This is a genomic window from Bartonella sp. 220B (assembly GCF_026930205.1).
Lineage (GTDB): Bacteria > Pseudomonadota > Alphaproteobacteria > Rhizobiales > Rhizobiaceae > Bartonella.
Window position 1 is genome coordinate 65,305 of record NZ_JANHOI010000001.1, and the last position, 13,777, is coordinate 79,081.

Genomic DNA, 13,777 nt, shown 5'->3' on the forward strand with positions numbered 1-13,777 from the left:
GTAATGTTTTGAATATTCTTTATAAAGATCACTTATTTAACAAATGTTTTTTCAGCAGAATTCTTGTTTGTAACAATTGGACGCAATCACGTGAATGTCACGATAAAATTTTGTATCCTCATAGCTTTATCGCAAAATATAACTTGTAAAATACTATAGCTAACAAAACCAAAGATAAACCTAGAAAGATCTAAACGATATTATAGCCCGTTGCTCGGCATAAAACGGCGCAGCCAAACATAAAGCGCGCCTCTACCGCCATGTTGACGAGCTGCGCGTTCAAATGCATGAACATAATACCGAAAAGCTGATGTCGATAACCAATGAGGAACAAATTTATACAAAGCACCATCACTTCCAGCTGATCGGCCTTTTCCTGTAATCACAAGCACATAACGTAATCCACTTTGCTGAGATGATTGTAGAAATTCTTTTAAGAAAAAGTAAGCTTCTTCCTGCCCATAGCCATGAAGATCAAGACACGCTTCAAGTGGATAATGACCTTTAGCAATTTTACGATGGACGACATGATCAAAGAAACGGGCCTTCTGTGTTTTGGTAATCGCCGTCGTTTCTTTTTTAACCACTGTTGGTCTTTGCTGTTCCCTCTGAGATAATGAAAAGATTGGTGATACAGGCTGTTTTTTATGATCGATCTTTATTGCATTTTTTTCGATAGAAAAATGGAATGTATTATGAAGGGGAACTATTGTATGACAAACCCTCTCCCATAAAAGACGATCCTTTGCAGTCAATAAATCCTTCTTCTCTCTCCATTTGCCCGTGGACATTGCAATCTTCAATCTCTTATAAAATTTATTTATGCGACTAAAACTTATTCATGCGACCTTATAGGCCAAAGAGAGCTTAATTTTCATCTTCCGTTGCAAAAAGTTTCCAATTTGGATCAGACGATAGGCTATTGCGAACAAAAGTCCATATATCTCTAATTTCTACAATAGCATCAGAATCACCATCGATACGCTCTCCCTGCTCATTATAGGTTACAGAAATCATTTCACTCACAATCCGTACAGTTAAAAATTGTTCCTTTTCTTGCATTTTTGCTGTGATAAACTCGATCTTATTAATTCCAACAAAAGTAAACTCAACTTTTTCATTGTTTTTTTCGCGTTGTTCAATGGCCGCACTAAAACTTTCAAAAACATCCTGAGAAAGCAACTTTTTAAGTTGATCACGATCCCCTTTAGCAAAAGCTGTTACAATCATCTCATAAGCAACTTGAGCACCTTTTATAAAAAATTGAGGAGAAAAATGAGGATCGCTCTGGCGAAGTGCCCGTAAACCTTTATTCAGTGCACTGCCCTCTGGTGAAATCGCATCAATTTCATCAAAATCACTCTTTTGTGAATTGCCCTGATGAGGGAACGAAACAGCATTATCAGCCGTTTCTGCTTCAATCTGTTTTTTAGAATGTCGAGAATAAGGATCAAAGGGAGGCTTTTCAAAACCAATCCGTTTTCCTAACACATTACGGAGTTGCACAAAAACGACAACCATAATAACAAGAGCTACGACAAGTATAATGTCAAATTCCATGGGCGTTGTTAATCTCCAAATCTAAGATGATCTGTAATAAACATTGCAGTCAATATCATTTATAAATAAATAAGTAAAATAAGGAATTTACTATTCAAATATTTTTGTAACCCTCATTCATTCATATTTTAAAAAATGTCCCCATATTTTTCTATCCTAAACATCGAGAAGGAAATTTTTGTGTGATACAGTTTTATTCTATCAATCCTCGCTTTTTTATCCTCCTTCTCATCAGCGCTTTCTTGATCGAAATCGCCGGTTTTATCTTTGTGGGAAAAGAAATTGGAATTTTAGCAACGTTAAGTTTGGTTATTCTTACAACAATAATAGGAATTACTTTGTTGCGAATACAAGGGTTTAACCTTTTTAAAAATATACAACGTGAATTTACCCAAGGACATATACTAAAAAATCATATAATGGATGATGCCTTCATCACTCTTGGTGCAATTTTGCTTATCCTTCCAGGTTTTGTAAGCGATCTTTTGGGAATTTTACTTCTTATGAAACCAGTCCGTTCCGGCATATGGTATTTCTTTTCACTCTTGAGCAACAAGATGAATCCCCATACTCAGAACAAGTCTAACATGCAAAATAAGTCTGAAAAAATTATTGATCTTAACGCAGAAGACTATCAGGTCCATAATCCTACAGAATCTCCATGGCGTAAAAATGATAATAATCATTGAAATGCTAAAAATCTGTAAGTGACTTTACAAAAATAATCAAGACAACAAGAGGATTCCTTGCAACCTTTTGCGAAGCATGATAACCAGCTTGATCTTTAGATCTAAAATAGAAATACACACAATGATGATGAGAGGTTGGTTATGGCTGAAGGTGAAATGAACAATAACGGTGGAGAGCCAGTTTTTGCTGTATTAACGCAATATTTAAAAGATTTGTCATTCGAAAATCCAAGCGCTCCCCACTCACTGCGTTCACGTGAAAAGGCACCGCAAATCGATATCAACATTAATGTTAACGCCAACCCAATTGGTGATGATAATTACGATGTCATTTTGACCCTCTCTGTCAAAGCTGATGATGACACTGAAACATTATTTCATGTAGAACTCATTTATGGTGGCGTTTTTCATATTAAAAATATTCCACAAGAACATGTGATGCCTCTTGTTTTTATTGAATGCCCCCGTCTTCTCTTTCCATTTGCGCGGCAAATTATCTCTGATGCCACCCAAAATGGTGGTTTTCCGCCTTTGTGGATTGACCCAATTGATTTTGCTGCTCTCTTCCAAAAGAGACTTGCTGAAGAACAAAAAGACAGTCAAAGTCAGGGACAACCTTCTTAAAAAATTATTTTTTTGTTTTCAAAAAGGCCCTGAAATATCATGGGCCTTTATTTTTTTATAATTTCCTCGCATGGTAAGCAGCAAGCATTGCAATATTAACAACATCTGTATCACTTCCACTAAACGGTACAATCTGGACAGATTTTTCTAATCCAATCAAAATAGGACCAATGATTGTTGCTTCACCAAGCTCTTGTAGCATTTTGCTGGCAATAGAAGACGCGTGATATCCCGGCATCACTAAAATATTAGCAGGTTCTTTTAATCCTATAAAAGGATATTGCTGCATCAACTTCGAATTAAGCGCCACATCAGCACTCATTTCTCCATCAAATTCAAAGCTAACTTTGCGTTCATGTAAAATATGAACAGCATCTTGAATATGTTGTGCAACCTGTCCTTTCATATAGCCAAAAGTAGAAAATGCTACAAAAGCTACCCGCGGTTGATATCCCAATCCACAAACAAAAGAAGCTGTCTGTTCTGCTATATCAGCAAGTTCCTCAGCATTGGGGTGTTCGTAAATAGCTGTATCCGCAATAAATACAGTGCGCCCACGACAAATAGCCATTGAAATACCAATTAACCGTTCTTTTGGTTTCTCACCAATCACGCGGCGTATATCAATCAATGCTGTTTCGTAATTGCGTGTTACTCCAGTAACCATCGCATCAACGTCACCCAACGCCACCATGCAAGCAGCAAAATAATTGCGATCATTATTGATACGACGATGACAATCACGCAACAACCAGCCTTGGCGTTGCATTTTTTTATAAAGATAATTCGCATAAGCATCTGTGCTACAGGAGAGCTTGGCATTCGTAACAGAAATACCTTCACGTTCAAGATCAATGCCAGCAACAGAGGCTGTTTCCTTCACTTGCTCTTCACGACCAATTAAAATCGCTTTTCCTAGTTTTTGATGAACATAGGAAACAGCAGCCCGCATGACTTGTTCTTCTTCACCTTCTGCAAAGACAATCTGCTTTGGTGCTTGACGAACATGATTGTAAACACCACGCATCATAGAGGAAATGGGATCACGTCTTGCATTCAAATCACGTTCATAAGCCTCTAAGTCATCAATATGTTTTTGTGCAACACCGCTTTCCATTGCTGCTGTTGCCACCGCCATAGAAACAACAGTCAACAAACGCGGATCAAAAGGAACAGGAATGATATAATTTCGACCAAATTTTAACCGCTTTCCACGATAAGCTTCGGCAACACTGTCAGGCACTTCCTCATGAGCCAATCCCGCCAGAGCTCTCGCTGCAGCAATTTTCATATCCTCATTGATAACTGTCGCACGCACATCAAGCGCACCACGAAATATATAAGGAAAGCAAAGAACATTATTAATCTGATTTGGATAATCCGAACGACCTGTTGCTACAATGGCATCATCCCGCACTTGCATAACCTCTTCCGGTGTAATTTCTGGATCAGGATTGGCCATAGCAAAAATAATTGGTTGAGGTGCCATCGACTTTACCATTTCAGGAGTAAGTGCGCCTTTAGCAGAAACCCCGAAAAACATATCAGCACCTTCCATCGCTTCAGCAAGAGTGCGTTTATCCGTTCGCACAGCATGGGCAGATTTCCACTGATTCATCCCCTCCTCACGACCTTCATAGACAACGCCTTTCGTATCACATAATATGATATTCTCCGATCGAAAACCCATCGCTTTGATTAATTCAATACAAGCAATTCCTGCAGAACCAGCGCCATTACAGACCAGGCGCGTATTTTGCATATTGCGCCCTGTTAAAGTCAAAGCATTGAGAACACCCGCAGCGACAATGATCGCTGTACCGTGTTGATCATCATGAAAAACAGGAATATTCATGATCTCACGCAAGCGACTTTCAATTATAAAACACTCCGGTGCTTTAATGTCTTCAAGATTGATACCACCAAAAGAAGGCTCCAAATGACGCACCAGATTGATAAAACTTTCCGTGTCATTCGTATCAATTTCCAGATCGATTGAATCAATATCTGCAAAGCGCTTAAAAAGGACTGCTTTGCCTTCCATAACTGGCTTAGATGCAAGTGCACCTAAATTGCCCAAACCTAAAATAGCTGTTCCATTTGATATAACAGCAACAAGATTGCCCTTTGCTGTATAATCATAAGCTAACACTGGATTTTCAGCAATCGCTTTAACAGGAACAGCAACACCTGGTGAATACGCAAGTGCTAAATCATGCTGCGTTGCCATAGATTTCGTTGCAACAATCTCAAGCTTTCCAGGACGACCACGACTATGAAAATCAAGTGCTTCTCGTTCACTCGCACTATAAATTCTTTGAGGCGTTTTCTGATCCTGATTACTTTTTTTCATCTCATTTAGCTTTCTCAAAACAGTGAAAATTCTACTCTATAATGTGTGCATCATTACCCGATTTTAAAATTTGATCCATATGTTATAAACCGCTATGCTTGCTTTAACAGAGCTGATCATATGTTTCAATTTAGAGATAATGAAGATAAATATTGAAGTAAACAAAAAAGGGTATCAAAGCCTCATTTGAAAGAGACAGACGCACAAAAATGGATAAGAAAAGTGATCATAAAAATAATTTAATCCTACAGCCACCCTCCTCACCTGCTCTCCATCAACAACGCCCAACGCCCATGATGGAGCAATATATAGAGATCAAAGCAGTTAATAATGACTCCCTTCTCTTTTATCGAATGGGTGATTTTTATGAATTGTTTTTTAATGATGCAATTGAAGCCGCTCAAGCTTTAGGAATCACACTCACAACACGTGGAAAACATTTGGGTGAAGATATTCCTATGTGTGGTGTTCCCGTACATGCTGCGGATGATTATTTGCAAAAACTGATTGCCTGTGGTTATCGCGTTGCTGTTTGTGAACAAACAGAAGATCCTGCAGAAGCTAAAAAACGTGGAGCAAAATCGGTTGTTCGGCGCGATGTCGTTCGTCTTGTCACACCTGGAACCATAACAGAAGAAAAGCTCCTTGATCCAACGCGTGCAAATTATCTTATGACACTTGCCCGCATAAAAACCAGCGATGGAGAAGAATTTGCCCTTTCTTGGATTGATATCTCGACAGGCATCTTTCGTGTCATGGAAAGCCGCAATGAAAAGCTTTTAGCAGATATTATGCGTGTGGATCCTCAAGAAATCATTGTCGCTGATTCTTTTTTTCATGATAAATCTCACAAATCACTTTTTGATATTCTCGGCCGTATTATTTCACCTCAACCCATTAGCCTTTTTGAGGTAATCACTGCTGAACGCGATATTTGTAGTTATTTTAAACTCTCAACCCTTGAAGGTGTTGCTGATTATTCACGCCCCGAACTCTCCGCAATCGTTGCTGCCATTCGTTATATCGAAAAAACGCAAATCACACATCGCCCCCCTCTCATGCGTCCTGAACGTCAAAATGAAAGTGCTACCCTTTTCATTGATGCAGCAACCAGAATGAATCTTGAACTTATTCGAACAATATCCGGTCAACGCGATGGTAGTTTATTAAAAGCTATTGATCGTACCGTCACGGGAGGGGGATCACGCCTTCTCGTCGATCGCCTCATTGCTCCTCTCACCACACCTGCGGCTATTGACAGACGTCTAGATTCCATCGACTTTTTTCTACGCAACCCATCCCTTGCAGAAGCCATAAAGCTGACTTTAAAAGGGGGACCAGATATGCCGCGGGCAGTTTCTCGATTAGCTCTTGGTAGAGGAGGTCCCCGTGATATGGCAACAATCCAGCGCGGCTTTGAAATCGTTCGTGAACTTCATCAGCTTCTTAACAATGAATTGCTTCCTCAGGAAATAAGTGATGTACAACAGACTTTTTCACATTTACCTACGGCTTTGCATTTACATCTAGAACAAGCGTTAGCCGATGACCTTCCCCTCCTTAAACGTGATGGTGGTTTCATTCGTCCTCAATACCATAAAGAGCTCGATGAAATGCGCGCTTTACGCGATGAATCTCGCCGTGTTATTGCTGAACTTCAAGCACAATATGCTCAAGAAACAGATATTAAAACACTCAAAATCAAGCATAACAATATTCTAGGCTATTTTATTGAAGTAACCAATGGACAAGCGTCTGCTCTTACAAATAGCCCACAAGCTAAAGCTCGTTTTATCCATAGACAAACAATGGCAAATGCTATGCGCTTTACCACAACAGAGCTTGCCGATCTTGAAAGCCGTATTGCTCATGCCGCTAACCATGCACTCACACTCGAATTAGAAATTTTTGAAACTCTTGCTCATGAAATTACCGAACAGGTTGATTTTATCCGTAAAGCCTCTGAAGCACTCGCTGTTTTAGATGTCACTGTTGCTTTAGCACATCTTGCTGAAGAACAAGGATATTGTCGTCCTAAAGTTGATCAATCACTTACCTTTCATATCACAGCAGGGCGTCATCCTGTCGTAGAACAAGCACTACGAAAACAAGCAGCAGAACCATTTGTTGCCAATAACTGTGATCTCTCTGTACAAGAAAATCATCAATATGCAGCAATTTGGCTTTTGACAGGTCCCAATATGGGAGGAAAATCAACCTTTTTGCGGCAAAATGCTCTTATTGCTATTATGGCGCAAATGGGTTCTTTTGTTCCAGCTACTACAGCACATATTGGCGTTGTTGATCGTTTGTTTAGTCGTGTTGGTGCTTCTGATGATCTTGCACGTGGACGTTCAACTTTTATGATGGAAATGGTCGAAACAGCAACGATTCTTAATCATGCTAGCAGTCATTCCCTCGTTATTCTTGACGAAATTGGACGAGGCACATCGACCTTTGATGGACTTTCTATTGCTTGGGCTGCTGTTGAATATCTTCATGAAGTCAATCACTGTCGTGCTATTCTCGCTACACATTTTCATGAAATGACAGCACTCACGCAAAAACTTGATCGCCTCCATAATGTAACAATGAAAGTCAAAAATTGGGATGGCGATGTCGTGTTTCTTCATGAAGTTGCAAAAGGAGCTGCTGATCGATCCTACGGTGTACAAGTTGCTAAACTTGCTGGACTTCCTGAAGCCGTTATTACACGTGCTACGGATGTTCTCTACCAATTAGAACAAGGTGAAATGGCAGGAAAAGGGCATAAATTAATTGATGATCTCCCGCTCTTTTCCCTTCAAGCACCATCTTCTGTAAATGACAAAACAAATAAACATTCTATACTTCATGAAGCTTTAGAAAATATCCATCCTGATGAACTCTCTCCTAAACAAGCTTTAGAGGCACTCTATCACCTCAAACAACTTGAAAAAAATCATCCCTCATAGGAACACTATACAAAGTGCTATTTCATGACTATTATTAATGTATGATTATTTATTCATATTATTCTTGCTTTTTCTTGCAATGTATTGATCAGCATTAGAAGAAAAGCTAGCGTGTAAGAGTAACAAGCCAGCGCCATCATTGTATTTACTGCCCCCCAATATTCCGACACCCCTTGCATTAAGACGATTCATAACAGGCATTTTTACCCCTTTTTAAACGGATTTTTGCCCATACATCAACCACACTTATGATATGCAAGAAAGTAATTTTAATTGATTGAATATAAGAGGGTTTGAGACGAAAGAAATCTTATAATTTTCGGGGATATCATTCAACATGCAAAAAATAAATTATCATTATAAATCAATGTGTTGTTATAAGATTCAGCCTCTCATATAAAAAATCCACGGCAATTTGTAAATCATATTCACAATAGCTTGAAATACTCCGTCAAGTTCATTCAAACGAATCACTTGCAATATTGCGCAAGAGATGCTCGAATTTCTAAAAAACGCTCATTCATAAAATAATTTTTTTACTATAGTTAAATGTTACGAACCGCTCCTTTAGAAGCAGAAGTCGTCATTGCTGCATATGCTTTTAAAGCCTTTGATACCTTACGTTTACGCACCTCTGTGGGTTGCCAGGCCGTCTTTCCTTTTGCTTCCATTTTTGCACGACGACACACCATCTCAGCATCATCAACCAACATATGAATGGTACGATTAGGAATATCTATTTCTATAATATCACCCTCTTCCACCAAAGCAATTGCTCCTCCTTCAGCTGCTTCTGGTGAAATATGCCCAATAGAAAGCCCTGAACTTCCCCCTGAAAAACGGCCATCTGTTATAAGCGCACAGACTTTGCCTAATCCTTTGGATTTGAGATAGCTCGTTGGATAGAGCATTTCTTGCATCCCCGGTCCACCACGAGGACCTTCATAACGGATTAAAACAATATCACCTGATTGAATTTTGTCGTTCAAGATTGCCGCAACAGCCGAATCTTGGCTCTCAAAAATCCTTGCTGGACCTTTAAAAGTTAAAATCGACTGATCAACACCTGCTGTTTTTACAATACAGCCATCTTCTGCAAGATTTCCATAAAGAACTGCCAATCCTCCATCTTGCGAATAGGCATGTTCTCTGTCCCGAATCACACCATTTTTACGATCAAGATCAAGGGTATCATAGCGACGAACTTGACTAAAAGCTGTTTGTGTTGGAAACCCACCTGGTGCTGCACGATAAAATTCATGAATCGCTGTTTCATGTGCTTGTTTCACATCCCAGTGCTCAAGAGCTTCTTTCATCGTTTTCGCATGAACCGTATAGGCAGATGTGTCAATGAGACCTGCTGCATCCAGTTCTCCTAAAAGCCCCATAATACCACCAGCACGATGAACATCCTCCATATGCACATTAGCAACAGCAGGGGCAACCTTACATAAAACAGGCACACGACGTGAAAGGCGATCAATATCTGTCATGGTAAAATTGATCTCACCCTCTTGTGCTGCAGCCAAAAGATGCAAGACAGTATTGGTTGATCCCCCCATGGAAATATCTACGGTCATTGCATTTTCAAAAGCCTTGCGTGAAGCAATAGAACGCGGCAAAACTGTTTCATCATTCTTTTCATAGTAACGCTTGACCAGCGCAACAATCTGCCTTCCAGCTTCTTCAAAAAGCATTCGTCTATCTGAATGAGTCGCTAACACTGACCCGTTTCCAGGAAGAGAAAGCCCTAATGCTTCGGTCAAACAATTCATAGAATTTGCTGTAAACATCCCTGAACAAGAACCACATGTAGGACAAGCAGCCCGTTCTATCTCCGCAACTTCTTCTTCTGAATTATACTCTGAAGCCGCAGCAATCATTGCGTCAACTAAGTCAACAGTAAGATCTTGACCTTTCCATTTAATCTTACCGGCTTCCATAGGACCACCTGAAACAAAAATTGTTGGAATATTCAACCGCAAAGAAGCCATTAACATACCAGGTGTAATTTTGTCACAATTGGAAATACAGACAAGTGCATCAGCACAATGTGCATTGACCATATATTCAACAGAGTCCGCAATGATTTCACGCGAAGGCAAAGAATAAAGCATCCCATCGTGCCCCATAGCAATTCCATCATCTACAGCGATTGTGTTAAACTCTTTCGCAACACCACCAGCAACAGCTATTTGGTCTGCCACCAGCTGCCCAAGATCTTTTAAATGGACATGCCCTGGTACAAATTGTGTAAAAGAATTCGCAATAGCAATAATGGGTTTACCAAAATCACTATCTTTCATCCCTGTTGCACGCCAAAGACCACGGGCTCCTGCCATATTGCGTCCGTGGGTTGATATTCTTGAACGGTAAGAAGGCATTATTTTTTCCCCTCAAATAATTCCATTTTTTCTGTTGTGCTGTAAGCTAACCTTAAAAACAAGAGCGCATGCATAAAAAAGAAAAAAATACCTCTTTTGAGACATTTAAATCACAAAATGCGAAGTTAACCATAAACCTCGTGCGACAGTATTTTTCATACTCTCATAAAGCTTCTTTTTATCGTTTTTACCGCTGCTCTTTTTTACATATGATGTTTATCGACATAAAAACGCGCCTTTTCATATGCATCTGATGAATATCACGCACTTATTTTTTCGCTTTTATGACAGTAAAGCTCTATAAATAATAAAAAAGCATGGTCAAAAACCGCAAATAAATATTGTTTAAGAACCATTAAAAAATTACAAGGCAAGAGCAACACCAACCACACCTGCATCCCTTAAAATGCATAAATTTCTGTTATATGATGATGCCTTATTAGTAAAAATCTGTACCTTTTTGGTGGAGCTAAGCGGGATCGAACCGCTGACCTCTTGCATGCCATGCAAGCGCTCTCCCAGCTGAGCTATAGCCCCACATAAAGGTGGATTCTTTTCCCAAAGAACGGTAAACAATCTCAAGAGGGTTTCTAAAACGAGAGAAAGCGAAGATCAAGAAGAATTTGCATGCAATAAAAAGGAGACCTTCTTTCTTCTCTTAAAAATCGTCTCTTAAAGATCGTCATCGTTAGAAACACCACCTCCGATAATACCAGTAACGTCATCATCGTCATCGTCTTCATCGTGAGACAAAAACGTGTCATCGTCATCACCAAGATCCACATCACTATCTTCCAAATCAGGAAGATCATCATCTTTAGAATCGTCATCATCCTCTTCAAGAAGCATAAAAGCAGACTTTTCAAGTGCTGTATCAAGTTCTTCCGCATCGACTTCTTCTTCATTACTTGCTTCAGCTGCTGCAACTTCAAAATAAGAGCGCGGGTAAGAAATTCCCGTATAAGGTGATACAATAGGGTCGCGATTAAGATCATAAAACTTTTTTCCTGTTTCTGGATCAATACGCTTCGTTCCAAGTTCTTGTTTTGCCATGAACCATCCCTCTTTGATTAACTACAATTGCGTTAAAAGATAAATTTTACGGTCCTTAATCGAAAAATAATGCCTTTGTCAAAGATAAATCCCTCGTTCCACATAGATTTTCTCATGACGCTTGTCAAAGCATGTGCTAAAAAGTGCTTCTTTAATAAAATTCAGTTAAGAATAGATAGAACTTCTATGCAAAAAGCAATCCCTATAACCGCCTATAAATCTACCAGTCTTTCTGGAAAAATTAAAATACCAGGAGATAAATCGATCTCCCATAGATCTCTTATATTGGGAGGGATAGCAAGTGGTGAAACACATATCTACGGACTGCTTGAAAGCGAAGATGTTCTCAATACAGCCGCTGCTATGCAAGCTCTGGGTGCTTATATTCAAAAGAAAAATGATCTCTGGGTCATACGAGGAACTGGAAATGGCTGCCTTTTGACCGCAGAGAACCCTTTAGATTTCGGAAATTCTGGAACAGGTGTTCGCCTTGTTATGGGATTAGTTGGTCCTTATCATATGAAAACAACTTTTACCGGGGATGCCTCTCTTTCCAAACGCCCAATGGGCCGTATTCTCGATCCCCTCCGTTTAATGGGTGTGGAAATTGAAGCAACTCAAGGCAACCATCTGCCTTTAACGCTTTATGGCCCTAAAACAGCTAACCCGATTCGCTACCGTATGCCAATGGCTTCTGCCCAAGTTAAATCAGCCGTCCTTCTTGCTGGGCTTAATACTGCTGGTACCACAACTGTTATTGAACCCATTCCCACACGTGACCATACCGAAAAAATGTTAAAAGCATTTGGTGCTGAACTTGAGATAGAAACAGATGCTCAAGGCACGCGTTTTATTCATCTCAATGGACAAACACACCTTAGCGGACAAACTATTGATATCCCAGGAGACCCTTCTTCTGCTGCTTTTCCGCTTATCGCCGCCCTTCTTGTAGAAGATTCTGATATCACCATTGAAAATGTTCTTATCAATCCTTCTCGAATAGGACTTATCGAAACATTATGGGAAATGGGTGCGCAAATTGAGTTTTTAAACCAACGCCAAACAGGTGGAGAAGATGTTGCCGATCTGCGGGTTAAATCCTCAACGCTAAAAGGTGTAACGACCCCCAAAGAACGTGCTCCATCAATGATTGATGAATACCCCGCCTTAGCCGTAGCGGCAGCCTTTGCTGAAGGCAAAACCGTTATGCTCGGAATTGAAGAATTGCGTGTTAAAGAATCAGATCGACTCTCTGCACTTGCTCAAGGATTAAAAATGAATCATGTCGAGTGTGATGAAGGTCAAGATTTCCTCATCGTTCATGGAAAAGGTTCCCAAAAAGGATTAGGGGGGGGAAATGTTACCACATATCTTGATCATCGAATTGCCATGTGTTTTCTTATCTTCGGGCTTGCATCAGAAAAGCCTGTTACTATTGATGATAAAAGAATGATCGCTACGAGCTTCCCAGAATTTATCCCTTTCATAACACAACTTGGGGGAAAAATCTCTTGAAACCTTTTGTTATTGCAATTGATGGACCCGCAGCCTCAGGAAAAGGGACATTAGCACGAAAAATTGCTACTCATTATCATCTGCAACATCTCGACACTGGTCTTACTTATCGCGGTGTTGCTCATGCACTTCTACAACAAAACTTAGCTCTCGATGATGAAAAAAGTGCTCTTGCTTGTGCCATAGAGCTTGATTTTCATACTTTAAATCCAGCTCTTCTCTCTTCTCATGAACTTGGTGAAGCCGCTTCACAAATAGCACTCAACCCTGCTATACGCGAAATTCTTGTCGCCAAACAACGTGACTTTGCTAAAATTTTACCCGGTAGTGTGCTTGATGGACGTGATATTGGCACTGTTGTCTGCCCCGATGCTGATATTAAATTTTATGTTATAGCCAATGTTCAAACACGCGCAAAACGTCGCTATCAGGAGATTTTAAAAAAAGGCATACAAGCAGATTACCATGAAATCTTAGCTCAACTTGAACAACGTGACAGTCGCGATACAACACGTAAACAAAGTCCTTTAAAGCCAGCGAAAAACGCCCACTTGCTTGATACATCAGAATTGAGTATAGAAGCAACATTTGCAGTTGCATGCACTTTTATTGATCCAATCATAAAAGTGCATATAATTGAATGAA

The 13,777-nt window shown here is 39.8% G+C and carries 10 protein-coding genes, 1 tRNA gene and 1 pseudogene; 5 read left to right on the forward strand and 7 right to left on the reverse strand.

From position 1 onward, the window contains the following. Positions 1–200 precede the first annotated feature (200 nt). Together NPX99_RS00220 and NPX99_RS00225 are read right to left on the reverse strand one after the other, a co-directional pair. Positions 201–791, reverse strand: a complete 591-nt coding sequence (locus NPX99_RS00220) for a Smr/MutS family protein (RefSeq protein ID WP_269029759.1) — start codon at positions 789–791, stop codon at positions 201–203. Positions 792–867: 76 nt separating this feature from the next. Continuing rightward, complete coding sequence (locus NPX99_RS00225) at positions 868–1,560, reverse strand: Tim44/TimA family putative adaptor protein (protein ID WP_269029760.1); 693 nt, start codon at positions 1,558–1,560, stop codon at positions 868–870. 182 nt (positions 1,561–1,742) lie between these two features. On the opposite strand from NPX99_RS00225, the gene NPX99_RS00230 reads away from it, so the two are divergent. Both NPX99_RS00230 and secB read left to right on the forward strand, forming a co-directional pair. Continuing rightward, positions 1,743–2,249 carry an FxsA family protein gene (locus NPX99_RS00230; protein ID WP_269029761.1) on the forward strand — a complete coding sequence of 169 codons (507 nt, stop codon included), beginning with the start codon at positions 1,743–1,745 and terminating at the stop codon, positions 2,247–2,249. Between the two features lie 141 nt (positions 2,250–2,390). Beyond that, complete coding sequence (secB, locus tag NPX99_RS00235) at positions 2,391–2,873, forward strand: protein-export chaperone SecB (protein ID WP_269029762.1); 483 nt, start codon at positions 2,391–2,393, stop codon at positions 2,871–2,873. 55 nt (positions 2,874–2,928) lie between these two features. On the opposite strand, the gene NPX99_RS00240 is transcribed toward secB, so the two are convergent. Next, complete coding sequence (locus NPX99_RS00240; protein WP_269029763.1) at positions 2,929–5,226, reverse strand: NADP-dependent malic enzyme; 2,298 nt, start codon at positions 5,224–5,226, stop codon at positions 2,929–2,931. 209 nt (positions 5,227–5,435) lie between these two features. On the opposite strand from NPX99_RS00240, the gene mutS reads away from it, so the two are divergent. Next, positions 5,436–8,180 (forward strand): DNA mismatch repair protein MutS, encoded by a 2,745-nt coding sequence (mutS, locus tag NPX99_RS00245; protein ID WP_269029764.1) that lies wholly within the window; start codon positions 5,436–5,438, stop codon positions 8,178–8,180. 117 nt (positions 8,181–8,297) lie between these two features. Here mutS and NPX99_RS00250 read toward each other — a convergent pair. From NPX99_RS00250 to NPX99_RS00265, 4 genes and pseudogenes are all read right to left on the reverse strand, one after another. Continuing rightward, positions 8,298–8,381: pseudogene (locus NPX99_RS00250) on the reverse strand (DUF4102 domain-containing protein); the annotation flags it as partial. 344 nt (positions 8,382–8,725) lie between these two features. After that, positions 8,726–10,564, reverse strand: a complete 1,839-nt coding sequence (gene ilvD, locus NPX99_RS00255) for a dihydroxy-acid dehydratase (protein WP_269029765.1) — start codon at positions 10,562–10,564, stop codon at positions 8,726–8,728. A gap of 461 nt (positions 10,565–11,025) precedes the next feature. Beyond that, positions 11,026–11,101: transfer RNA gene (locus NPX99_RS00260), tRNA-Ala, on the reverse strand. A gap of 135 nt (positions 11,102–11,236) precedes the next feature. Continuing rightward, positions 11,237–11,617, reverse strand: coding sequence for a TIGR02300 family protein (locus NPX99_RS00265; RefSeq protein ID WP_269029766.1), 381 nt, complete (start codon positions 11,615–11,617; stop codon positions 11,237–11,239). 186 nt (positions 11,618–11,803) lie between these two features. Between NPX99_RS00265 and aroA the strand changes: the two genes are divergently transcribed. Continuing rightward, positions 11,804–13,132 carry a 3-phosphoshikimate 1-carboxyvinyltransferase gene (aroA, locus tag NPX99_RS00270; RefSeq protein WP_269029767.1) on the forward strand — a complete coding sequence of 443 codons (1,329 nt, stop codon included), beginning with the start codon at positions 11,804–11,806 and terminating at the stop codon, positions 13,130–13,132. Continuing rightward, positions 13,129–13,776 (forward strand): (d)CMP kinase, encoded by a 648-nt coding sequence (gene cmk / locus NPX99_RS00275; RefSeq protein WP_269029768.1) that lies wholly within the window; start codon positions 13,129–13,131, stop codon positions 13,774–13,776. The genes aroA and cmk overlap by 4 nt, the downstream gene beginning before the upstream one ends. Position 13,777 lies beyond the last annotated feature (1 nt).

Coding starts and splice junctions, on each gene's coding strand:
- NPX99_RS00220 (WP_269029759.1), bottom strand. CDS start 791: ATGTCCACGGGCAAATGGAGAGAGAAGAAGGATTTATTGACTGCAAAG.
- NPX99_RS00225 (WP_269029760.1), bottom strand. CDS start 1,560: ATGGAATTTGACATTATACTTGTCGTAGCTCTTGTTATTATGGTTGTC.
- secB (WP_269029762.1), top strand. CDS start 2,391: ATGGCTGAAGGTGAAATGAACAATAACGGTGGAGAGCCAGTTTTTGCT.
- NPX99_RS00240 (WP_269029763.1), bottom strand. CDS start 5,226: ATGAAAAAAAGTAATCAGGATCAGAAAACGCCTCAAAGAATTTATAGT.
- mutS (WP_269029764.1), top strand. CDS start 5,436: ATGGATAAGAAAAGTGATCATAAAAATAATTTAATCCTACAGCCACCC.
- ilvD (WP_269029765.1), bottom strand. CDS start 10,564: ATGCCTTCTTACCGTTCAAGAATATCAACCCACGGACGCAATATGGCA.
- NPX99_RS00265 (WP_269029766.1), bottom strand. CDS start 11,617: ATGGCAAAACAAGAACTTGGAACGAAGCGTATTGATCCAGAAACAGGA.
- aroA (WP_269029767.1), top strand. CDS start 11,804: ATGCAAAAAGCAATCCCTATAACCGCCTATAAATCTACCAGTCTTTCT.